General features: G+C 48.1%; 18 protein-coding genes and 3 pseudogenes. All 21 read right to left on the reverse strand.

Annotation, left to right across the window (positions count from 1 at the left end):
* Nucleotides 1-32: 32 nt before the first annotated feature.
* The 21 genes and pseudogenes from WC5_RS18575 to sslE all read right to left on the reverse strand — a co-directional run bounded on the left by WC5_RS18575 (nt 33) and on the right by sslE (nt 23,235).
* A complete protein-coding gene (locus tag WC5_RS18575; RefSeq protein WP_016231440.1) occupies nt 33-1,193 on the reverse strand; it encodes a hypothetical protein in 1,161 nt (386 codons plus the stop codon).
* Nucleotides 1,194-1,205: 12 nt separating this feature from the next.
* Nucleotides 1,206-1,826 (reverse strand): SDR family NAD(P)-dependent oxidoreductase, encoded by a 621-nt coding sequence (locus WC5_RS25815; RefSeq protein WP_286132448.1) that lies wholly within the window; start codon nt 1,824-1,826, stop codon nt 1,206-1,208.
* A 123-nt stretch (nt 1,827-1,949) separates the two neighbouring features.
* Nucleotides 1,950-2,306, reverse strand: a pseudogene (locus WC5_RS25820) (IspD/TarI family cytidylyltransferase); the annotation flags it as partial.
* Between the two features lie 67 nt (nt 2,307-2,373).
* On the reverse strand, nt 2,374-2,577 hold the full coding sequence (locus WC5_RS25825; RefSeq protein WP_016231442.1) for a 2-C-methyl-D-erythritol 4-phosphate cytidylyltransferase: 204 nt from the start codon (nt 2,575-2,577) through the stop codon (nt 2,374-2,376).
* A 166-nt stretch (nt 2,578-2,743) separates the two neighbouring features.
* Nucleotides 2,744-4,027 carry a CDP-glycerol glycerophosphotransferase family protein gene (locus tag WC5_RS18570; protein ID WP_000041100.1) on the reverse strand — a complete coding sequence of 428 codons (1,284 nt, stop codon included), beginning with the start codon at nt 4,025-4,027 and terminating at the stop codon, nt 2,744-2,746.
* A gap of 134 nt (nt 4,028-4,161) precedes the next feature.
* Complete coding sequence (locus tag WC5_RS18565; RefSeq protein WP_000590238.1) at nt 4,162-4,827, reverse strand: ABC transporter ATP-binding protein; 666 nt, start codon at nt 4,825-4,827, stop codon at nt 4,162-4,164.
* On the reverse strand, nt 4,824-5,600 hold the full coding sequence (locus WC5_RS18560; protein ID WP_000124281.1) for an ABC transporter permease: 777 nt from the start codon (nt 5,598-5,600) through the stop codon (nt 4,824-4,826). Before WC5_RS18560 ends, WC5_RS18565 begins: the two co-directional genes overlap by 4 nt.
* Before the next feature lie 1,145 nt (nt 5,601-6,745).
* Entirely contained in the window at nt 6,746-7,282 is a 537-nt protein-coding gene (yghD, locus tag WC5_RS18555; protein ID WP_000942774.1) for a GspM family type II secretion system protein YghD, read from the reverse strand.
* 1 nt (nt 7,283) lies between these two features.
* Nucleotides 7,284-8,462 carry a type II secretion system protein GspL gene (gene gspL, locus WC5_RS18550; protein ID WP_000097228.1) on the reverse strand — a complete coding sequence of 393 codons (1,179 nt, stop codon included), beginning with the start codon at nt 8,460-8,462 and terminating at the stop codon, nt 7,284-7,286.
* A complete protein-coding gene (gene gspK / locus WC5_RS18545) occupies nt 8,459-9,436 on the reverse strand; it encodes a type II secretion system minor pseudopilin GspK (RefSeq protein WP_000213664.1) in 978 nt (325 codons plus the stop codon). Before gspK ends, gspL begins: the two co-directional genes overlap by 4 nt.
* A complete protein-coding gene (gene gspJ, locus WC5_RS18540) occupies nt 9,433-10,038 on the reverse strand; it encodes a type II secretion system minor pseudopilin GspJ (RefSeq protein ID WP_000822467.1) in 606 nt (201 codons plus the stop codon). Before gspJ ends, gspK begins: the two co-directional genes overlap by 4 nt.
* Nucleotides 10,035-10,406, reverse strand: coding sequence for a type II secretion system minor pseudopilin GspI (gene gspI / locus WC5_RS18535; protein ID WP_000820093.1), 372 nt, complete (start codon nt 10,404-10,406; stop codon nt 10,035-10,037). The genes gspJ and gspI overlap by 4 nt, the downstream gene beginning before the upstream one ends.
* Nucleotides 10,403-10,966: a type II secretion system minor pseudopilin GspH gene (gene gspH / locus WC5_RS18530; protein ID WP_001115158.1), complete on the reverse strand. Its 564-nt coding sequence runs from the start codon at nt 10,964-10,966 to the stop codon at nt 10,403-10,405. Before gspH ends, gspI begins: the two co-directional genes overlap by 4 nt.
* 3 nt (nt 10,967-10,969) lie before the next feature.
* A complete protein-coding gene (gspG, locus tag WC5_RS18525; protein ID WP_001087292.1) occupies nt 10,970-11,425 on the reverse strand; it encodes a type II secretion system major pseudopilin GspG in 456 nt (151 codons plus the stop codon).
* A 16-nt stretch (nt 11,426-11,441) separates the two neighbouring features.
* Nucleotides 11,442-12,665 carry a type II secretion system inner membrane protein GspF gene (gene gspF / locus WC5_RS18520; protein ID WP_001173424.1) on the reverse strand — a complete coding sequence of 408 codons (1,224 nt, stop codon included), beginning with the start codon at nt 12,663-12,665 and terminating at the stop codon, nt 11,442-11,444.
* On the reverse strand, nt 12,665-14,158 hold the full coding sequence (gspE, locus tag WC5_RS18515) for a type II secretion system ATPase GspE (RefSeq protein WP_000249363.1): 1,494 nt from the start codon (nt 14,156-14,158) through the stop codon (nt 12,665-12,667). The genes gspF and gspE overlap by 1 nt, the downstream gene beginning before the upstream one ends.
* On the reverse strand, nt 14,158-16,218 hold the full coding sequence (gene gspD / locus WC5_RS18510) for a type II secretion system secretin GspD (RefSeq protein WP_000498820.1): 2,061 nt from the start codon (nt 16,216-16,218) through the stop codon (nt 14,158-14,160). Before gspD ends, gspE begins: the two co-directional genes overlap by 1 nt.
* 29 nt (nt 16,219-16,247) lie before the next feature.
* Nucleotides 16,248-17,207, reverse strand: a complete 960-nt coding sequence (gene gspC / locus WC5_RS18505) for a type II secretion system protein GspC (protein ID WP_000135102.1) — start codon at nt 17,205-17,207, stop codon at nt 16,248-16,250.
* 15 nt (nt 17,208-17,222) lie between these two features.
* A pseudogene (gene gspS2 / locus WC5_RS0121825) lies at nt 17,223-17,631 on the reverse strand (type II secretion system pilot lipoprotein GspS-beta).
* 66 nt (nt 17,632-17,697) lie between these two features.
* Nucleotides 17,698-18,507, reverse strand: coding sequence for a prepilin peptidase PppA (gene pppA / locus WC5_RS18500; RefSeq protein ID WP_010350874.1), 810 nt, complete (start codon nt 18,505-18,507; stop codon nt 17,698-17,700).
* Nucleotides 18,508-18,672: 165 nt separating this feature from the next.
* Nucleotides 18,673-23,235, reverse strand: a pseudogene (gene sslE, locus WC5_RS18495) (lipoprotein metalloprotease SslE).
* Nucleotides 23,236-23,337 lie beyond the last annotated feature (102 nt).

Consider the following 23,337-nt stretch of genomic DNA (forward strand, 5'->3'; position numbering starts at 1 on the left):
AGAACAAGATTAATAAAATCATCGTTTAATGCTCAATAATTTTCTTTGAAAAATTTATTTCTTTTCCGCATGTGCATCGTTGTATACTGGCAAAGCCATTGAATACGATCGGAATATGACATACCAGCAATTTCCCTTGAAGGATAGGTTATAAAATAATCGAATAATTCATCTCTGATTTTTTCTGAGTCTGAATCATATGATAAACAATCATTAATATCAAAAAAAGTTTTTGATATATACGTGTTAAGCCTTTTAGGAATGTATAATTTATTAGTATATTTTCTATCAATTAACGTTAGACATGGTATTTTTTTCCGTATAAATTGCATTTCCATTGCAGAAATATCAGTAATAGCAAACTTGACCGCCCCCCAATCATTAATTTTTTTAACGCATCCATTTTTTGCAGTTAGTAAAAACTTAAAAATGTTGAATTTTTTATTTTTTGATGTACAAACAAACACAATGATCCCATTATCCCTGAAGGTTTTAATGGCTAAATTTAATTGATATATATAATTTTTATCTCTGTGTCCTAGATTTGGATGAGGCTTGATGTATACATACCTTATTAATTCTCGCTTACAAAAGTTAATTATTTTCTTTATATTTACATCTTGCAATGAGCAGTAATTTTCTTCAGGTACTCCTCCTTCCCATGTAGGAGCATAAACTAGAGCATTGCTATTAAAATTATAATGGAACTCATTATTTCCTAAAAATGTGTCTCCTAACGTGATTATACGCCCGCTTTGAACATCATAGGGAGTAAAAACTCCCGACTTAAGAAAACGATCTATTCCTACATTTCCTGATGTTACAACATAATCATAGATTCTTATAATCGGTTTAATTGAAGCTAATTTGTGACTTTCACCATGAGTAACAAAAATATGTACTAAATTCCTATTGGCGACTAGTTTACAGTTAGACTGTGCATTGAAAAGATATAATACTACTTTTCCTTTATCAAGTTTATAATCTGATTGTTTACGTACAAATCTGAAAGGAATATTATGTTTAATAAAAACACTCTGAAATGTATCTGCTATTTCTTTATAGTATTTGCATATTACTTCAATACATTTATTTGAGTCAAAAACCTGTGTCTGGAAATAACCAACAAGTTGCTCCAAAGCTCCAATTATTTTAGTATCCAAATATATATAATATAAATTACTTCCAGACACTTGTATCACCTCTTAACGACCATCTTTTCTAATATCAACAATCAATCCTGTATTTCCAGTTCCTAATATCTTAATAGTTGTTAACGCAACATCTTTTGCATTTAGTAAAAGTTCAGTTGGCTCAAGACCAAAATTAGCTGTACGCATTGGTGTTGCAGTTCTTTCGGGATTAATACAATTTACGCGAATGTTCTCTGTTGTCCATTCTTCAGCAAGTGCTTGAGTGAAGTTAACTATTGCTGCTTTAGATGATGAATAGAGAGCGTATAATGAGCGCCCACGAGTATATGAACTTGACGTGAAATTAACAAGCATACCTGAACTTTCAGTTAAATATTTTTTAGATGCAATTGCAACATTTACTGCACCTGTATAATTCACTCCTATTAAATTATTAATTTCAGACTGAGATAAAGAATCAATAGGTTTTTTTATTAGCAATCCAGCAGTATTGATAACATAATCAATTGTGCCACGTTCTTTTTTTACTACAGCCAGAAATTTATTGATGGAATGAATGTCAGTTATATCTACATTATTATAAGAGCGACTTGCAACATCCACATTTGCGCCAAGCAAAATTGCTGAATTTTTTATTTCTAGACCAATACCACTTGTCCCTCCAAAAACCACTAAATTCTTATTTTTTAAAAATGACAAATCATCTTCAGGGTTATAAGAAATTTTATTTGCTTCTTGCAATAATTTTTCAGCAATAAAGAGATCTATAGGATGAGTAATTTTTATATTAGCTTCATGTCCTTTAACTGTAGCAACTCTAATCCCCGGTATCATTGACCTAACAACACCACAGTCACAAGTAAATGAGAATCTCTGTTCTTTTATTGCTTTTTGGTAAGCTTTTTTTATTGTGCCAAGTTTAAAAGCTTGTGGTGTTTGCCCTCTACGCATGAAAGCTCTATTGGGTATATTGGAAATACATTCATCATCAAAGACTTCGACTAAAGTATCTGATGAAGGGATTACAACATCGACAGCATCAAATTCTTTGAGAGCATAAATACAGTCATTTATGATGTGTTCATTTATCAATGGTCGAACTGCATCATGAATAAGAATATTACATTCATGACTATACCCCTCTAATCCAACAAGAGCTGAATAAGTTGAATCAAACCGCTCTTTACCTCCAACAAAGACTTTAACAACTTTCTTCCATTTATTTTTTTATTATATCCCATGTTAAATGCATATGCTCCGATTGAGATACAATAATTATTTCATCAATATTATTAGATTTTTCAAATGCGTCTATCGTATACTCTATAACAGCTTTACCAGCTAGTTTTGTAAATTGTTTTGGCAGGGTGCCTCCGAAACGAGAACCTGTCCCTCCAGATAAAATCACAGCGATATTCTTCATGTTTCAACTCTAAGCTTATAATTAAAACTATAATAAGTAAAAAGACAATAAATTACAGATATTGATTTGATAAATTTTTTGAATTCATAAATGGTGTAGAATTTTAACGCTTTTAGCAGTATTAGTGAGTGCAATTATCCGCTCTCACTAATCAATATGCCAACTTTCATTTAAGTTGCGTTATTTTTTGAGGTTGTTCATAAATTCTTTTTATTTCTTTAACAAACTTATCATTAAGAGTTTCTTCATAACCTAAAATGTAATTCATAGCAAATTTTCTTTTCTCTTCAAGATAGTCATTCCCATCTAATACAGAGCTTAGTTTCTCTTCCAGTTCATTAAGTGTAGAAAAAGTATAACAATAATCCCCATAAGCCATATTAGAACTTGAGATATTAATTTCTCTATCTTGAGGAATATATACAAATATTGGTCCGTTTCCAGCGAGACATTCACTGATGACAGCAGAAATATCGCAAATGAATATGTTATAAGTAGCTAAAATTGTATCAACAGGAATAGTTCGTGGAATAATAGTAACTCTGTTTTCCTCATCAGAATTATATTGTGCTAAATTAGCATCAAGGTTCTTTAACTCGCTAATTCGTGACCCCGTTATATGGTGAAATTTGGCATCGATATGTAGTTTGAGATTATTTGCAACAGTTTGTATGATACCTCCAGAAATCAACGCAGAAGAATAGTTGCTTTCTTCAAAATGACCTTCCCATGTAGGCAAATAAAGTACGCGATAGTTTCTTTTTTTCCAATTTGATTGGCATGCTTCTATAATTTTTTTACTGTTTGGCCTACCTACTTTATTGAATATCATATGCTGGGTATTAAAATCACTGTTGCGGAATCTATCAATATGTGCTTCTCCTGCCGTCCATATCTCATCATATAACCTTAATCCCTTATGCGCACTAGAGGCCTTATCGCTATCCCCATGTCCAATAAAAATATGATTCAAATAACTAAACCGCACAAGATGTATGTTATTTCCTGTGCTTGAAGGATATAAAACAGTATTAGCATACGGCATTTTATTTAAAAGATTTTCAATGTCCTGAGCTCCTTTCGCATAGGATATATATGTCCACGGAAAGTTCGTCTTTACCCACTCAAATAAATTCAAATTACGCACTAATATTAGAAACTTAACATTACTGCGCATCAATACTGCAATCCAAGGTTTTAAATGTGCCACCCCTGCATCAAAATTTTCTCCTGAATGTAAAATGACCCTAATGTCATCTAATATATTAAAATGATCAAGGCTATTTATTTTTGGCTTGGTTACGACTTTTTCTTTTTTACTTTCCACTTTTTTTTGTGTCGGTATGTTTTTTTTCGCAACTTGTTTAGACGGTTCTGCATTGCTTCGATTTATTTTTGCATCTCTAAAAAAAAGTCTCGGTTTTGTGATTAATTTAGTTAGCTTACTCATTTTATCTCCTTATTTTTAGACATGTATAATTTCATATACACATTCATATAATTCATGGCGCGAATGGCAATTTATTAGAAAGGCAATAGCATTCTTTCTTAAACACACAGATTTATGATAAATATACTTAATGATTATATTTTTTGTTCTACAACATACTCCTCTATCCCTTCCTGAACATCCTCAAAAAACCCAACCGCATTATCGTCTTTAAACACAATCGCCACATCACAAAACTCTTTCAATGAATTCAAACTATGTGAAACCATTAAAAAGCTAGACTCTTTATGCCTTTCTTTAAATAAGTGAGCGCACTTTTCTTTAAACCTGGCATCACCGACTGCGGTTACTTCATCGACGATATAATAATCAAACTTAAATGCCATGCTTAAACCAAAGCCCAGGCGAGATCGCATACCAGATGAGTAAGTTTTGATCGGCATATCAAAGTACTTGCCGAGTTCAGCAAATTCTTCGACAAACGCAATTTTCTCTTTCAGTTCTTCTTGCTTCGCGTATAACCGCGCAACAAATTTTACGTTTTCGCGTCCGGTTAAACTTCCCTGAAATCCACCGGCGAGGCCGACTGGCCATGATATCGTTTTATTGGTGATGATCTTTCCGCTATCGGGGCGGTCAATGCCACCAATCATTCTCAGTAACGTTGATTTACCTGCACCATTACGACCAATAAAGGCAACGCTTTTTCCTGAAGGGATTTCGATGTTTAAATCCTTAAACACATAGTGTCGCCCCGTTGGCGTACGATATGACTTCGTCAAATTCTCAATCTTAATCATGATGTCAGCATTGCCTCCTCACGAGTTCGGTATAACGCCAGACCAATGAACAGGGTTATCAATGTAAACATTGCCAGGTAGTTCAGACTCACGCCTTCGCTAATATAGCCAGGCATAACGGCCTCACGACTTAACTCCACCACATGTACTAATGGGTTCCAGAGAAGATAAGACCAATATTGCTTAGGAATTGAGTGCAGAGGGAACATGATGCAGGAGATGAAATAAAGAGGCTTAAGAAGTATCGGCAGAACCTTTTGCATTTCGGGGAAGGTTTTACCAACGACCATAAATATTAAGCCAATGCTGCATGAAAGTATGATCAGCAGACTCCAGGTAGCCACAAGTTGTAAAAAATTTGTTATCTCGAAATATTCGCCTGCCATCCTGACAATGAGCATAAGCAGAATATAAACAGCAACGTAAATCAGTGTCTCAAGCAGTGCACGTGCAATGATCGTATCGATGGGTTTTACTGGACGATAATTAAACAGCCCCTGGTTCGCTTCAATAGCGCCGACAGAACGTTTGCTGATACTGCTAAAGATAAAAAAGGGAATCAGGCCATTAAGTAAAAACACCGGGAACGAGATGTCTGGCATCGTGCGGTGCATAATGTAACCAAAAATGCCCAACAGTATCAGCAAATGCGCAGAGGGTTCGAGAATCGCCCACAAATACCCCAGACGAAACTTACCAAAACGTGTTCGTATTTCTCGTAGAAATAATGCCTCTACGGTGACTTTCTGGACTTCAAATCCACTTCTTGCCATTTGATGATGTGATCCTAATCTCTTCAGGTACGCTACCGCCCTTGGCTTAACAGCTACCAATACACTGGAGGTAATACTTGTTTGTAATTGGATAAAATACGTTCAGACGGTTTGGCTTTTTTAATAGCCGCAAACAATTTCAGCAGAAATTATTTCCGCAGGGATAAATTGTTCTATTTCCGTCTTATTTCTTCTAATCCATTCTTCAGGCATGAATGTATTCGGTCTTCTGGTCATTTCAGAAAACTGGCCGTTTTAGAATGTAGAGTTAATTTCTCAGGAAATTATGCGTAACTCTTTTTGCTTAGCCTGTATGGGTAAAAAAGACGTAAAGCACCATGCGTTCTGGATTACTCCGGAACACACTTATTCAAAAATGAGTTTTTAATTTCGCAAGAAATTATTTTTGCTTTTACTGTTAACTACTGGATTATAACACCACCTATAAGTTTTATGCGTAGCAACACCTGCAATCTGTTTCACACCAGAACGCACGAATTCATTACCAATCAATTGTTTACCGAGAAACTATTTCCCTATTTAAAATTCACTCATGTACTTCTTATTTATATCTTCAGCCCCCTCTTTGCGGTCATATTTGTGATATTCGTCACATTTAAACAATGTTATTTAAGTCGCAGGAATAATTCCGGCAGCAATTATTGTTGTCGATTAAAATATATGTCTTGATTATTTATCGCGTTTATTTTAACCAGCGTTACAGCCAGCACTATCCCTCAGTAGATATACCTGAGCAGACATTGTTTCAAATCGACGGATAGTTTCTGTGGAAATTATTTTGCTTACTTAAAATTTCCTTTCTGATTGTCTCCAGGAATTTTAGTAATTTCCAGGCTACACAAAATACAGATCACACAAGAATTATCCTATATGTTTTGACCTATCAATTGACACTCAACGATTCATTACATCTATTAATGATCATGATGTATTGCCACACTTAAGCATATTTATAGGATGCAGGGCTGCTTCAGGAGAGAACTCGTATCTGTTGTTTTGCAGAACATTCAGTGATGACGGGAATGGGATATTTCTTATTGCAAAAATATTCAATTCGGTGAGTGGATAAGAAGATTATACACTCACCTTTCGTGTTTAATTTCACAGGGAATTTACTGGAACACTTATCCTCTTATCAACTCCAGTCGCTGCACATTCACCATCCCCGGCTTCTCACCTGCGCTGACATCAATTTGTGTCACCCGCAGCGCATACTTTTCATCCAGCGCGTTTAACCAGTTCAGCAGGTCATTAAACACCACAGGATCTATCCAGACCTGGATATTCTCCCCGCGCTCAGCTATCCGCTTGATGACCACAGAATGCGCGGAAGCACTGTCACTAATGACCCGCGATACCTGCGCAGGCGTTGTTGTGGCGGATTTTCGCGCTGCGATAATATCCGGCGCGGCGCTCTTCAGTCGGGTGTTCATCGCCACCAGCTGCTGCAACATCGTCTCCTGTTGCTCTACCCGTTCGCTCAAAGGCTGCCAGATGAGGACGTAATATCCGGCGCTAAACAGAAACACCGCCGCTGCCAGTAACATGCCTTTTTCGCGCGGCGAACGCCCCGCCAGGTGTTGTGCCAGCCAGTGTTCGCCACGGCTTAACTGGCGTTCACGCCATTGCTGAAAATAGTGAATAAATTTATCGCGTAACATGTTATTTCCTCCGCAACGTTACGCCGCCGGAAACCGCATCACCCTCTTTCTGTAACGCGTCCTGTTGCACAACATAATCAGTTGCCAGTGCGCTACGCAGTTTGTCGAAACTGGCAAAGTTCGCGGCCCGCAACTGAAGGTGGAGCGTCTGGCGTTTTTGATCAAAGGTGAAACCACGCATCTCGATGTCGGAAAGTGACGCCGTTTTCAGGGGGCTGGCAATCGCTGACAACTCTGCGAGCAGCCTAGTATCGTCGGCCTGCGGGCGATATTTTTTCAGCGCCATCGTCACCTGAGAGCGTAAATTCACAATCCGCTTCTGCTCCGGGAATAACGTTAAGAACTGTTTTTCCGCCTGGGCGCGGCTTTGCGCCACCTGTTCACTGACGCTCCATAACGTCACACCCCGTTCCACTGCCAGCGCAACCAGAATCAGCAATACCGGCAGAACCATCACCCGCCAGCGCGCCCACTGTTTTCGGTAGCTGACGCGAGGCTGCCACGGCCCTGTTAGCAGGTTCCCTTCCGGTTCGCCATAAGTGGTAATGGCTGGCAGAGCCGTAACGGTCAGGCGTTCAGCGTCTACGCCAGCCCATGTCGATAGCTCTTCCGGCGCAATGCCGACCACGGTTAGCGAAAGCGGTAAATCCTGCTCATTGAGCTGTGCGCGGAACATAACCGGAGCCAGCGCACGCCCGGCGCTCCATCCCCGACATTCATCGATGCGGCAGATAACCCGTTGCGCATCGCCAGCCATAAATCCACAAGGAATGGACATCCAGTCCGGCGCGACGGTAGCGCGGGTGATGCCGTTTTCCTGCAACCACTGCGCAATGTTGCGCATATGCTGTTGGTGAATCACTGCCACGGTTGCCAGTTGCTGGTCGATTTTCAACGGGGCGAAATGCAGTTCATCGATATCCTGGTTCAGCTCTTCTTCCAGTAAGGCGGGCAGAATAGTCGGTATCTGCTTACGGAGGACATCAGGCAGTTCAACCTGCCAGACGCTGATCCATTCGCCGGGAATGTAGAGTCGAATCGCATCGGTTTGCAGCCATTGCTGAAGCTGTTCGTTGTCGACGTCAGGCCAGATACCGCACTCCACGTCGGCGGTACGGCGCTGCCAGCGGATGGGGTCGGTGGCGCAAAGCGGGAAAAAAATCTCAAGCATGGAACTCACTCACTTTCTCCTGTTTGATGCCAGAGAACAGAAAAGTGTTGTGGCCCCATGCGGACAATTAACGAGTTCATCGTCAGTTCAATCTCATTCACGGTGATATCCGAACGCAGCCAGAAGTAATTGCTGTCCACGCTCAGGACGGTTTTTAGCTGTTTTTTAGTACGCTCATCGACGTCAGCAAGTAGCGGCTGTGCAAGAAACTGATCGACATCTTCCCAGCCCTTCGCCGGACGTTGTTGTAATAACGCCCGCGCCTGAACAGGGCTTAACCACGGGTCAAACAGCGCCTCAAGAATTACGCTTTGCGTGACGTCTAATGTGTTGATGTTGATTTGCTGGCGGGTCATCGGCAGCGCACAAACCAGCGGTTTCAGTTTTTGATAGAGTCCGGCGTCCATTCCCTGCACCACTCGCATCTCGCTGATATCAGCTAACGGTTGATTAGCGGCATAGAACGGCACCGAGCGGGCGAGATACTCGCTGTCTTCACGCCCCAGACGCGTCTGCACGCTGCGATCCTCGTCAATAAACTCCCACAGGCTTTCGGCTATCAGTTCGGCTCGATAAGCAGGCACATCCAGGCGCGAGATCAGGGCAATCAACTGTTGTACCGCAAGCGGACGCGATGCCGTCGTCGGCTGAGCGAGGGCATTCAGGTTAAAGCAGGCCTGTGCGTCACGCAGGGTAACGGCAATTTGCCCCTGCGGCAGAGGAAAAAAACGAGGGCCGGATGCCCACGGCTGCGCCAGATGCACGCGTTGTTCATTTTTCAGGCTCAGACTGAGCGCGCTCAGCGCCAGGCTTTCTGCACTGGCGCTGTACCACAGCGCCTGCTGGTACTCCTGCTGGCTGCGCGTTCGCCCAAGTTGTTGTTGCATCCGCCCGGAAAGCGTGATGGTTACCAGCATTATGACCGCCAGCAATATCAGCACCACGACCAGTGCCATTCCGCGTTTTGGTGGTGAGGTGGTCATGATAATTGCGGCCCACGTAACAACCAGATGCGTTCAATCTCGCCCCATTGTGGCGAATGCAGAGTCATGCGCACCGCCACAGGGATCGCCTGCCCTGACGACCAGCTCTCCTGCCAGCGCGTGCCGTCGTAGAACTGCAAACGGAGCGAATCTGCCGGGATTAATTTTTGCGTTGTTGGCTTCACACTGCCTGCTGCATCGGTCAGCGGCCAGGACAATCGTTCAAGATAACCGTCATGAATGCGGTAACCGACGGTAAGCAGATTACTGCGCGGCAGGCGCATCAATGGATTAACCACACCGCCACGTACAAAGCGCATCCCTTCACTCTCAGACGCCAGCACGCCAGCGCCAGCCAGTAACGCCGGTTCTCGCTGCCCCTGCTCGCCTCTTACCGGGCGTGGCATCATTTGTGTCAGATCGTGGGTCAGAAAACTCATCGTTTGCTGCATGAGGTTTAGTTTTTGATCGTGTTCGGCGACGGCGCTATTCACGCGCGTAACGCCGTTTGTCACCTGCTGCGCCATCAGTGCCAGTGAGGCAAAAATGGCGATTGCCACCAGCATTTCCAGTAACGTGAAACCAGAGCGAATCCTTTTCATTGCTGGCCTCCCACGGCGCTAAACCAGGCGCGTCGTGACTGAACCACCGACGAAAAGTCTTCGTGACGGCTGACTTCAATATCCACCGCCTGGAGCAGCGCGTTACCTGTATTCAGCGGTGAGGTTCGCCAGTACCAGCGGCTTCCTGCCATATCGCTCTCGCCCTGATGCCTGACCGCCCGTTGTTCGCGGGTCATCAGGTAAAGTAGAGCGGTCTGGTTTTCAGCTACCCAGCCAGCTACCGTTTTCTCCTCAAGAACTTGCTGATTACTCAGCGCACCGCTGGCAATCTGTAACACTGCCATGGCAGCCAGCGCAAAAATCGCCAGCGCGAGCATCACTTCCAGCAAGGTAAATCCACGCTTCATGGCATCCTCTCATCACATTGACTGAGGGATAACGCGCCATCGTGTGCCAGTTTTACCGCCCAACATGCGTTTTGCGCCGCCGAATAGAATCGCAGCGTAAACGGCGTGGCGGGTTCAAAAGGCGAAAAACGGATCTGCGGCGTCTTCTTTTTCGCCTCTTTTTGCAGCTCCAGTTCAATATCATGCAGCGTCAGGCGACGACGTTGCAGCTCCAGAGTATATTCCTTCTGCCAGATATCACTTCCGGGTTGTAACAGCATCTGCACCTGTTTCGGCACCGTAACCTGTGCCGATAACCGGGTCGCAGAAACGGGCAACCACTGCCCCTGACGACGCTGCATAAACTGGTAGCCAGGCGGGTCGATTAACACACCGAGTGTCTGTCCTTCAATCACCGCCCTGTCCTTAAACTGCGCAAAGCGAGTCAGAAAATCCTGCGCCGCTTTTTTCGCGGGCGATTCAGAATCGGTCGCAAAAGTCTGTACCACGCCCACACTGGCAAGGCCGATAAGGAAAATCACCAGCATGATTTCCAGAAGAGTGAATCCGCGTTCAGGCACTGATTACTGAAACTCCTGCAAATTCCAGTTACCGATATCTGCGCCAGCGCCTTCCCCGTTTTCCTGACCATCCGCCCCTAAGGTGTAAACATCAAACATCCCTTTTTCACCGGGGCTGAGATACTGATAATCATTGCCCCACGGATCTTTTGGCAGTCGTTTAATGTATCCACCTGGACGGTAGTTGCGGGAATCCGCCATATTGGCCGGTTGCTGGATCAGCGCCTCAAGCCCCTGCTCGGTGGTTGGATAACGCCCGTTATCCAGTCGGTACATATCCAGCGCGTTTTCCAGCGCCACGATATCGCTGATGGCTTTTTGCCGATCCGCTTTCTCTTTGTTGCCCAGCAGGTTAGGCACAACCAGGCTTGCCAGAACGCCAAGAATAACAATCACCACCATCACTTCCAGCAGGGTAAAACCTGCCCGTGGTTTTTGTGTGCGGGATAACGAATTCATGTGATAACTCCGTAAATTACATTCCAACCATATTGTTCAGTTGCAGCATTGGTTCGAGGATGGCGATGACGATAAACAGCACCACGCCCGCCATCATCACCACCAGCGCCGGTTCAAACAGCCCTAATGCCAGCCCCACCTGGGTATCAAATTCCCGCTCCTGGTTGACTGCGGCCTGTTCAAGCATGGTTTCCAGCTCGCCGCTCTGTTCACCGGAGGCGATCATGTACAACATCATCGGCGGGAACAGGCGAAGCTCCGCCAGCGCGGCGCGCAGACTGCTTCCTTCGCGGACGCGATCTGCCGCCAGCAGCAGTTGTTGCTCGACATAACGATTTGCCGACACGGCGGCAGCGGTCTGAATGCCTTCCAGCAGCGGAACACTGCTGGCGGTGAGGATGCTTAACGTGCGGGAAAAACGCGCCGTATTCAGCCCGCGCGCAACACGCCCCGTCACGGGCAAACGCAGCAAGGTTTTATCCCAGCGCAAGCGCATGGCAGGATTTTTGAGTAACCGTTGCCCCAGCACCAGAAGCCCCAGCAAACCTGCCAGCCAGTAAACGCCGCTGGCCTGTAACGCGTCGCTCATGGCGATAAGCGCGCGGGTGGAAGCGGGCAACGCGTGTCCGAGATGATCAAACTGTTCGATAATTTTCGGCACTACCGCCGTCAGCAAAATAGTAACCACGCCCGTTGCCACCACCAGCAATACCAACGGGTAGAGCATGGCCTGCAGCAGGCGTGATTTCAGGCGCTGGCGCTGTTCGGTGTAATCCGCCAGGCGATTAAGCACCACGTCGAGATGCCCGGATTTTTCTCCGGCAGCCACCATCGAACAAAACAGGGAATCAAAGACGCGGGGATGTTCACGCAGGCTGTCCGACAGGGTATAACCTTCCTGAATCCGGCTGCGCAGCGCCATTCCGAGACTTTTCACATGCAGTTTTTCACTTTGCTCACTGACCGCCTGTAAGCAGGTTTCCAGCGGCATTGCTGCCTGTACTAACGTTGCCAGTTGGCGAGTGAACAGCGCCAGATCTGCCGCCGCCACGCGACGATGTGCGTGCCGCCGACGCTGCAACATTCCCCCTGACGAAGCATTCAGCCGGGCTTCAATGTGCACGGGAATGAGCTCTTTACCGCGCAACAACTGGCGGGCATGACGCGCGGAATCCGCCTCAATCATGCCTTTGGTTTTGCGACCATTACGCTCCAGCGCCTGATAGTAAAACAGTGCCATTACGCCTCCATGGTTACCCGCAGAACTTCATCGAGAGAGGTTTCTCCGGCGAGCACTTTCTCAATGCCGTTGCTGCGGATACCCGCAGAGTGTTGCCGGACATAACGTTCCAGCTCCAGTTCCCCGGCCTGACGGTGGATCAAATCACGCAATGTGGCATCCACCACGATCAGCTCATGGATGGCAGTACGTCCGCGAAAGCCTTTGTGATTACAGGCGGGACAGCCCTGCGGATGGTACAGAGTGACGGTTCGCGCATCGGTAATCCCCAGCAGGCGTTTTTCTTCGTCGGTGGCAGGCGCGGGCTGGCGGCAGTCGGTACACAGCGTGCGAACCAGTCGCTGCGCCATCACGCCCGTCAGACTGGAAGAGAGCAGGAAAGGCTCCACGCCCATATCCTGCAAACGCGTAATCGCCCCCACCGCCGTGTTGGTATGCAGCGTGGAAAGTACCAGGTGCCCAGTGAGCGACGCCTGAACGGCGATTTCTGCGGTTTCGGTATCGCGGATTTCACCGACCATCACCACATCCGGGTCCTGACGCAAAATCGCGCGCAGGCCACGGGCGAAGGTCATGCCGACGCGGGTGTTGACCTGCGTCTGACCGATCCCTTCAATCATGTATTCGATGGGGTCTTCAACCGTGAGAATGTTACGCGAGTGGTTGTTCAGCTCCTGCAATCCGGCGTACAGCGTAGTGCTTTTGCCGGAACCTGTCGGCCCCGTCACCAGAAAGATACCGTGCGGTTTGTGTAACAGCTGGCGCAACTGCGCGGTCAGTTCATGGCTCAACCCCAGACGCTCCAGCGTCAGGCGGGCCTGGTTTTTGTCCAGCAGTCGCAGCACCACGCGCTCGCCCCAGGCGGATGGCATGGTGGAGACACGCACGTCAATCGCCCGACCGCCCAGCAGCAGCGCAATACGTCCATCCTGCGGTACGCGCTTTTCGGCAATATCCAGCCGCGCCATCACCTTGATACGCGATACCAGCAGCGAGGCCAGTTTGCGCCCCGGGCGCAGCATTTCATGTAATGTGCCGTCAACACGAAAACGGATCACCAGACTCTTTTCAAACGTCTCGATGTGGATATCCGAAGCGCCTTCTTTAATCGCCTCTGCCAGCATGGCGTTGATCAGTTTGATGATTGGCGCATCGTCGTCACTTTCCAGCAGATCTTCCGTTTCCGGCAGTTCTTCGGCGAGGGTAAAAAAGTCCTCAGCAGAGCCGATATCTTCCATCAGCTGGCGAGCCTCGGAAGAGTCCCGCTGCCAGACCGCATTCAGCCGCTGTTCAAATTCGGCCCCGTCGATTTGCCGCAGCGTAAAGGGCGCGTTCAGCCCCCGTTGCAGCTCCTGCAAAACAGAGAGCGATAGCGGATGAACGTGGAGGATCTCCAGCGACGCTTCGCACCACGCCACCAGGCTAAACCGACGGCTGAAACTGTAGGGCAGACGCACGGTGTTAGCGGTGGTTTCCTGTGCTACAGGCACCATTAACGCGTTCTCCCGGCATTGAGGAATGCGCGTACTTCCGGCGGTAAGGCCTGGTTTTGCGCTGGCAGTACCGGCTGCGCGGTGTGCGGCATCAGGCTTAAGCCTTGCTCATCGCGATAGATCTGTTCGGCGCGCATATAGTTATATTTGCGCTGCGATACGCCGTCTGCCGCCATACCGTCACGCAGAATCGTCGGGCGGATAAACACCATCAAGTTACGTTTTTCTTTTTTATCCGCCGTTGATTTAAACAGGTTACCAATCAATGGGATATCGCCAAGCAACGGCACTTTCGCCACGCTTTCTCCCGCCTGGTCGTCCATCAGACCGCCAAGCACGATCAGCTCACCATCGTTAGCCAGCACGGTGGTTTTCAGTTTGCGCTCGCCAAACACCACGTCGAGGCTGGTCTGTCCTTCCACCTTCGAGACTTCCTGCTCAATCACCATCTGTACCGCGTTACCTTCGTTAATCTGCGGTGTGACTTTCAGCATGATGCCGACTTTTTTCCTCTCTACCGTGTTGAAAGGATTGCTGTTATTGGAGCCAACGGTAGATCCAGTTAATACCGGAACGTCCTGGCCCACCATGAAGAAGGCTTCCTGGTTGTCCAGCGTGGTGATGCTCGGCGTAGAAAGGACGTTAGAGCTGGAGTCGTTTTTAACCGCCTGCACCAGCGCCATCCAGTCGCCTTTCACCACGCCAACCGCCGTACCGCTGAATCCAGAAAGAAGCTGGGCGAGTGTGGAGAGATCGCCGTTGGTATCCGGATTAATGGTGGTAGCGCCGTTTTCACTGATCACCGTGGAGCCTTTCTGCGGTTTCGCCTGAGAAATGGCTGCCCCCAGCGTGCCAATAGGGATCTGCGTACCGTTAGCAAACTGCATTAATCCGGCATCTTTCGACGCCCACTGCACGCCGAAGTTGATATTACTGCCTTCGGCAACTTCCACGATCAACGCCTCGACATGCACCTGAGCACGGCGAATATCCAGTTGTTCAATCACGCTTTGCAGCGACTGCATGATGTCCTGCGGCGCGGTAACAATCAGGGCATTACTGTGTTTGCTGGCGGCGATGGAGACAACCTCACGCCCGCTACCGACCGTGCCTTCCGCCTCTTCTTTAGCGGCGGTGAGCGTGCCGCTGACCTGTTTCAGAACATCGACCAGATCTTCGGCTTTGCTGTATTTGAGATAGAACACCTGGCTGTTGCCGCTGCGCTCCATTTCTGAGTCCAGACGACGGATCAGGCGGCGCATTTTATCCCGCGTGGCGGGATCGCCGCTGATAATCACGCTGTTGGTGCGTTCATCGGCGACAATCTGTGATTTCAGCGTCGCTGGCTGGTTCTCGCCGCTGTTTTTAGTCAGGCTTTCCAGCACGCGAGCAATTTCCGAAGCCGAGGCGTTATCCAGCGGGATCACCTCTTCAGTGCGATTTCCCGCGTGATCCACGCGCTGGATCACTTCCGTCAGCCGTTCCACAACCGAGGCGCGTCCGGTAAGCATAATCACGTTGGAGGGATCGTAATTAACAACGTTGCCTGAGCCTGCGCTGTCGATCATCTGGCGCAAAATCGGTGCCAGTTCGCGGACCGAAACATTACGTACCGGCACTACTTTAGTGACCATTTCATCACCCGCGTAGTTGTCGCTACCTTCACCGACCAGCGGCAGTGGCTCGACTTTCGCGGCGCTGGATTTCACCACCTTCAGCACATCGTTTTCCATCGGTACGACGGCATACCCCTGCGCTTCCAGCAGGTTAAGGAATAGCTGGTAATACTGGCGTTCATTGAGCGGGGTCATGGTGCGAATACTCACTTTCCCCTGTACGCCCGGTCCCATAATGATGGTTTTATTAAGGTTAGCGCCGACGGTTTCGATGAACGATTTCAGGTCGGTATCTTTAAAATTGGCGGTAAAGGTGGCTTCTTCCGCCCAGACCGGTGAACTGCATAATGCCGCTGCCAGCACCAGCGGCAGTAAACGCTTTTTTGTTTTGAGGCCAGTTGTCTTCTTACGCCAGACCGACAACGTAATATCACGCCAAAACACGATGAATGATTCTCCTGGATTAAATGCGGTTAGCGCAGCGCGATGGAAATGTCGTAGCGCGCACCCTTGCGTAAAACCGTAAGTTGAATGGAATCCATTGAAGGTAACTGCCGCATCAGAGCAATCATTGCTCGTGGATCAGTAAAATCCTGCTGATTTAACGCAATGGCGATATCGCCTTCCTTGAAACCGCTGGCATCGAACAGAGAACGATCTGCCCCCGGTTTCACTGCATAACCGACAATCCCCTCCTTACGCACGGGCGTAAGCTGGATATAGTTAAAAATTTTCTGCGGATCTTTCGCCAGTGCCTGACGCACGGCAGCCGGGATCTCAACTGGCGCACTGGCAGCAGGCTCAACAACAGCTTGCTTTGCTTCGTCACTGACGGCTTTTTTGTTGGTCACTGCAACAGTAGAACGCTCCTCTTCTGCCAGACTGAGGCGCTCCATTTTTCCCTGATAGCGCAGCATCACATGGTCGCGATTGATTTCCTCAATCACCGCGTTGTGAGAACCAAGCCGTTCCCCCTGCAGATAGACCTGCTGTTTGCCGCCTTCTTCAATAACCGCGCCGGGTCTGGCACCAAAGGCGATCCCGCGCAGCACCACGTTAAGACGCGTTTCTGCCACCGGCGCAGGTTCGGGTTGTTTTACCGGCGCGGCGACGGGCTGATATTTACCAAACCAGTTTTGCTGGCTGATTAATTGCACGTCTTTTTTATCGAACGTTTTTGCATCCGCACGTGCCGGTTTATTCGCCGATGGAGAAGCCGATGTATATTCCGCAGAAAAGGAGATATAGCGCCAGAGTGAATACGCCATTTTTGCAGAAATAATAAGCAGCATCAGCCAGAACATCGCGCGTACAATTTTTCGCAGATGCTCTTTGTCTGTATTAAGAGATTGTCTCTGGCTAAGAGTGTGACGAATTTTAGTCAGCCACTGAATGAGATAAATTCGTGCGTCACGAAAAACAACCCGCGCCAATTTATATACCCGACGTTATGCTTTGACTATTCCACAGGTGGTGCGATCCAGTTTCCGCTGATACTGGTTACCTGTACGTGTATCATTAATCGTTATGCTGTAATTAATTCCCTCGGTAATCATTAATTTCACCGTCGGGTCAGCGCACATTTGTCGTTGATAGCTGGTTAAAAAGGCGTCAGGCGTCTGCGTGGTCTGGGCACCCGCTTCGCTGATAATGGTCATTTTTACCGTCGCACCGCTACTTTGCGCCAGCACTAAGGTATATCCCGCAGATTTAATTGGCAGGTTTTGACTGATATTTTGCGCCTGTTTTTTCGCCAGTAAACTGGCGTTTTCATTATGGCTGGCGCAGCCACTTAATAATCCTGTAACGCTCAACAATAGCGATATTAATACCCTCCCTCATCTTTTTTATCGACATGGTTAATAATCTCTAAGGTTATTAATAAGAGTAAAAATGTCACTTCGATAATGACGTTGTTATCATTTAAAGCAATGCCTGTAGATAAAGTGTTGCTATACCGCCCAGACTTAAACACGGTCCAAAAGGCAGTGTGGTTGATCCTTTTTTTGTAATAACGGCATATATCAGGCCGCAGCATGAGGCGATTAAAGCAACATTGGGCAGCGACAACGCCCCCACCCAGCCACCTAAAGCGGCGAAGAGTAATACATCGCCCATGCCTAATGCTTCTTTACGCAGAACTATTCCGGTTATCCAGCGCAGCGAGTAAAAAGAGATAAACCCCACCAGTACGCCGGTGACTGCGTCTTGTAGCGTTAACGGACTCTGCTGCGCCCATGCTGCAATCAGCCCCGTCCACAATACGCCCTGAGTAAAGACATCGGGCAGCCATTGGTTATCGAGGTCGATGACACTCGCGGCAATCAGCCAGGCGGATAATATCATCACCGCCAGCCCCCATCCACTTTCCGGCCAGACCAGACTCGCCAGCAAAAAAGCGAGTGCCGTCAATAACTCCACCAGCGGATAACGCTTGCTGATTTTCGCCTGACAGTCACGGCAGCGCCCTTTGAGCATCAGCCAGGAGAGCAGCGGAATGTTGTCACGAACGCGGATGGTCTGCTGGCAATGCGGACAGTGCGAGCGTGGCAGCGCCAGGCTTATTTTTGACTGCGCACTCGGCGTTTCCCCCTGAAACTCCGCCATTTGTTGGCGAAGCATGATGGGGTAACGCCAAATCACCACATTCAAAAAACTGCCGATGATTAATCCACCAACGGTTGCCAGGATGGGCATCACCGCTGGATATTGCTGAAAAACATCAAAATGCATGGTTAAAGGTTATGTGTTGTAACTTGCCGGATGCGGCGTAAAACGCCTTATCCGGCCTACAGGTATCTGCCAACGCAAGTAATTGCGGCTTTCCCTGTAGCTCCGATAAGTTGGCGCATCGGGCATATGTGTTAACCCGATGCGCCTTATTTCATGCCTACAGGCTTACTCGGCTGACATCTTATGCTCGGTAACCTTGTTAATGGTTTCCGGCCCTTGCTGCGGTTTCGGCAGACCAAGCGCCGCGAGCGTGTTGTAAGCCGACTGGCTCACGCCGCCCTCGAAGCTCATCTCGCTCGCCCCCGGAAGCTGGTAAGCATTCGCGCCCGGATTCCATTTCTTAAAGAACTCCGAAAGATCCGTCTGAGCTACCCAGGAGGCACACAGCATCAGCGTGTCGGCAGCGTTACCGTTGGATTCGGCACAGTAATTTTTTTCGCCAAACTTAGTTTTACCAACCTCATCGCCGCGCGCTTTACGGTGCATCAACTGGAACAGGTTCCAGCCTTTCATCCCTTCACGATTGCTGTAGAACGCTGGCAGTTGCCCCTCTGGATACCAGTTCGTGATATCAAAGTTTTTCTCTGCCCACTCTTTCAGCTGTGCGTACATCAGCAGACGGTCACCCGCACCGCCGCGCGCCCATGCCTGACCATTGCTCTCGTTCAGATATTCCGGCGCAACGGTAATATCGTCAGCGACACGGTTCATCTTGCCGAGATAGCGATCCTGCATGTACAGCGCCAGCACGTTGTTCGCGACTTCCGTTGCGCCCGGTACAGTCAGCGGCGTTTCTGCGGCGTTGTGCCCTACTTCATGCCAGATCAGCCAGTCGTTCAGCGGCGTCGTCGGCAGCGTGGTGCTGTTCATCGAGAAGCTGCTGTTCATCACCGGATAACCCGAGTGCGCGTCACCAATGGAGATCTGCACATCATTGGCGAAACGGTGTTTATGTCCCGTCAATGCTTCATAGGTAAACATCCGGTGGTTACCGCTTTCGCCATCACGACCGTAGAAGTCATTCATTGAGCTGGCAAAGGTATCCAGATCTTTAGCGAATTCTGCTACGCCACCAGTGAAATTGCTGGCCTCAAGGTTCTTCTTCGGCGTGGTATAGACGAAAGCGTCTGATTCCAGCTCACCCAACGGCGCCGGTGAGTTCAGAGCGTTTTTCCATTTACCGTCTTTATAGAACGGCGCTTTTACCACACCGGTAAAGGTGAAGCTGGCAGATTTATTATTCTCCTTGCTGTCGCCCTTGATATAAATCAGACCACCGTAAGGAACCGTAAACTTCACCGTACCATTAGCATTCAGAGTATACGTTTTAGTCACTCTTGGCGGACGATTCAGCGCGACTTCATGCTTCTCACGTCCGGTCAGGTCGTCAGCCAGCGCCACGGTGACAGTCACAGGAACGTCCGCCGTAGACTCAATGGTGACCTCTTTCTGAGCCGGAGCCCACAGACCAGTAGACTGCATGTTACCCGCAAACCATTTGGTCGGATTCGAGTACAGGCTGATGGTTTCTGTAACCTCCTGCCCATCTGCCGATACCGCTCCCGGATACTTCTCGACATCAACTTTGATGTTCAGATCCCACCAGGAACGCCCCAGCATCAGGCGCGTCAGCGGTTTTTCCATATAGTTGAGCGGATAGCTCGGGTTCATCATCCCTGCTTTGGCAGTATTATCTCCGTAGATCATGTTGTTATCGACAAGCGATTTTTTCAGATCTGCAGAACACTGCGTGCCCTCGGTATAGGCATTTTTGGCATAGCAGTTCAAGAACTCAGTGAACGTTTTAAAGCCCAGCTCGTCATCCTTGTTGCTTTCGTAACGATATTTCGTATCGTTCCACAGCCAGACAGACATGTTCTGGTACAGACGTTCCAGATCGACGCTGTTCAGACGCTCACCTTTGCGACCATTGGTACGGAAGTAAAGCTCGTGCTGATACAGGCGCTGAATGTTGGTTCCCAAATCCGCTGCCTGTAGCATCGCTTTCGCGGTGTCGGCGCTGAGATTCAGTTGCGTATAGCGCGGAACAAACATGCCAGTATTATTCTCTGGCGTTACAGGAACTCCCGTGCCAGGACGGTATTCCAGACAGTTGACCTCATAGTGATATGCCGGGTCCTTACATTCCTTTAATCCAGGAAACGCCTCAAAGATTTTTGCCTTTGCCGCCTCCAGAGACTCTTTTGTTTTAAACTCCGCCTCATCGATAAAGGCATAGCGTTTGACCTGTTTGCCATCGACATCTTCCTGCCAGCTGGCAACTTCCAGTTTCGGTTTCTTATCAGGTTTGTTATCAATCTGATATTTCCAGGTAACTTTTCCTGTTTGGGAATCAATGGTGTACGGCAGTTCACCTTCCACAACCGGATAACGTTCATAAACCCAAATGCCAGTCGCTCGACGCTGGCGCACGCGGTCTGGATAACCCTGCGGATCGGTATTCACCACCGATTTGTTAAGCGCCATCGACAGACCTGCGGCATCAAGCAGACGTACAAAGCCTGATGCGCTCTCTTCCTTAAGATTGCTCATCACATTTTCCATGATCAGCACCGATCCGCCTTTGTTCAGATAGGCGATCAGATCCGTCACATCCTGCTGGGTCAGCTTCGGTTTGCTGGTATCTGCACGCAGAGGCACTGCATAGGGATCGCCAGACCACTGAGTCACATACTCAAAGCCATTGAGGATCAGCAGAGGAACTTCATCTGGATTCAGATTGCCATAACTGGTCAACGGTTTAACCGTGATACCTGCGAAATCCTTATGGAAAGCAAACGGAGCACTATTTCCTAATACCTGACCCGCTTTTTTGAAATAAACCGTATCCAGGTTGGTGCCCACGGTCATGCTGGTTTTCGCGTCCGGCAGCCAGCGTTCATTTGACAGATAGCGCAACACGTTTTCCATGAAATTCTTCATGTCGTCCGGATCGCTGTCGAGCGTACACTGTCCGTCGCTATTAACCCCCCCGTTCCAGCTGTAACCGTTCGGGCAACGCAGGATGCTGTTGTAGTGCGGGTTACCGATAACCATCAGTTTGCCCTCACCGACTTGCCCCAGCGAAATAAACGGCAGGTTGAAGGTCGCGGTATCGCGCGTGACGTTTTCTGGCACCACAAGAGAAGGTGCTTCTGTAATGTACGCCAGCTCGTTTTTATCCCAGGCACGTTTTTCGCCAAACGCCAGCCAGTAGTTTTTATCATTACGCGCCATCAGAATCGGGAATGCCGCGTTGGAGATATTCACCACCGCCTGACCACGCGCATTACCAGTACTGCCATAGAAGTTGGTAGAGTCATGGAAGACATGGAACTTGCTGACAGATTTGTAGCTCTGATCCACGCCCCACAGCTTGTTGATAACGCCCTGAATCTGACCTTCATTAATGCTGCGCGCGGTCAGCGAGAACCAGCGCGGAGAGTTACAACCGTCGGTTTTCGCACAGATTGCAGTATCGATCTCTTTGGCCTGACCCGTTTCAAACTGTTCGATAAATTCGTTAGGCAGCGTAACAACTTGATCACCTTCACCCAGCGTCGCACCGTTGGATAAAGAGAGATTGATAATCTCGTTGATCACGTTGGGATATTCAGCAAAGACCTTGCGCACATCGTCCGGAACGACACGGGTATTATTTTGTCCGGCTTTCGAATAGCGGTGGATCAGCTGATCGATATTTGCCCCGCGAACTTCATCGCCCAGTTCCGTCAGTGCAATAGTCGACTTATTGCCGCGTACTGAGCCCAGTTCAAAGGTGTCGATGCCAAAGGAGATGGTTTCACCCCAGCTGAAGTTGAATTTGCCGTTTTCACCAGTTACGCCACGGCCTGAGCTGGTGTAGTAATTTACGCCAACCACACCATTGCCCATGCTGTCTACCAGGCGACCTTCAGAAAGAATGATTTCCGTAGGTTGATACTGATAAAACTGTTCCGCGTTAGCCGACACGAAGGAAGCGTTCAGATCCGGCTTTGTTCCCGGCGTCGTGACGGGCACTACCGGTGAAGTATGAGTGGATGGCGCCTTATCGGTCGCGGCATTGTTTTCCACCTCTTCATTGACCAGCTTTTTGAACTCTTCTGGAGTCAGATCGATTTGCTTATACAGCGAGTCGAAGCGTTTACTCTAGATCACCGAGGAGAACGTCAGGCAAACCTGTTCTGTATCCGCCGGACAACTGTTCATGGAGGTTACCAGCGAGAGCGCATTGCTTTTCTTGTCGTCGGACTCCGCCAGTTCTTGCGAGTCCTCAAGGCTAAACGACACTTTTTCAACCGCACGCAGGCTACGCGCAGCTTCTGACTGAGTGTTGAAGGTGGCAATTGTCGTGTTACCCGCTACGCAAGTAACGTCCTCGCCAGGTGTAAAAGTAAAGCCGTCGCTGGATTCACCATTACATTTAGCACCGATTACCCGCTGGCTTCCGCCCAGGGTCAGATAACCCGTTTTAGTAGGAACAGGTTCTGGCTCCGGTTCTGGCGTTGGCTCTGGATCAGGTGTCGGGTCCGGAGTAGGTTCAGGCTCCGGCGTCGGCTCCGGGTTTGGTGTTGGATCAGGTTTCACTTCCGGCAAAGACCCTGTTCCAGAATCTACAGGCGGAGTATCGGAGGACGATCCTGAACCACCGCCATCACAACCGGCTAACAAGGTTGCGCTTAAAATAGCCGCTAAAAGCGATTTCTTATATTTAAATTTCTTATTCATTAATAACGCAAGTGACAAAATAAAGTTAAAAGATTCGTAACTGGGGAAATAGTTTTATGCTTTATCTTCTCTAATAATTTCCTCCATTCTTAAGAAAAATGC

It is taken from the genome of Escherichia sp. KTE114 (assembly GCF_000407765.1).
Lineage (GTDB): Bacteria > Pseudomonadota > Gammaproteobacteria > Enterobacterales > Enterobacteriaceae > Escherichia > Escherichia ruysiae.

Bases quoted from the DNA above. Each gene is read 5' to 3' on its own strand.
- WC5_RS25825 (WP_016231442.1), bottom strand. From the start codon at position 2,577: ATGAAGAATATCGCTGTGATTTTATCTGGAGGGACAGGTTCTCGTTTC.
- WC5_RS18570 (WP_000041100.1), bottom strand. From the start codon at position 4,027: ATGAGTAAGCTAACTAAATTAATCACAAAACCGAGACTTTTTTTTAGA.
- WC5_RS18565 (WP_000590238.1), bottom strand. From the start codon at position 4,827: ATGATTAAGATTGAGAATTTGACGAAGTCATATCGTACGCCAACGGGG.
- WC5_RS18560 (WP_000124281.1), bottom strand. From the start codon at position 5,600: ATGGCAAGAAGTGGATTTGAAGTCCAGAAAGTCACCGTAGAGGCATTA.
- yghD (WP_000942774.1), bottom strand. From the start codon at position 7,282: ATGTTACGCGATAAATTTATTCACTATTTTCAGCAATGGCGTGAACGC.
- gspK (WP_000213664.1), bottom strand. From the start codon at position 9,436: ATGACCACCTCACCACCAAAACGCGGAATGGCACTGGTCGTGGTGCTG.
- gspJ (WP_000822467.1), bottom strand. From the start codon at position 10,038: ATGAAAAGGATTCGCTCTGGTTTCACGTTACTGGAAATGCTGGTGGCA.
- gspI (WP_000820093.1), bottom strand. From the start codon at position 10,406: ATGAAGCGTGGATTTACCTTGCTGGAAGTGATGCTCGCGCTGGCGATT.
- gspG (WP_001087292.1), bottom strand. From the start codon at position 11,425: ATGAATTCGTTATCCCGCACACAAAAACCACGGGCAGGTTTTACCCTG.
- gspF (WP_001173424.1), bottom strand. From the start codon at position 12,665: ATGGCACTGTTTTACTATCAGGCGCTGGAGCGTAATGGTCGCAAAACC.
- gspE (WP_000249363.1), bottom strand. From the start codon at position 14,158: ATGGTGCCTGTAGCACAGGAAACCACCGCTAACACCGTGCGTCTGCCC.
- pppA (WP_010350874.1), bottom strand. From the start codon at position 18,507: ATGCATTTTGATGTTTTTCAGCAATATCCAGCGGTGATGCCCATCCTG.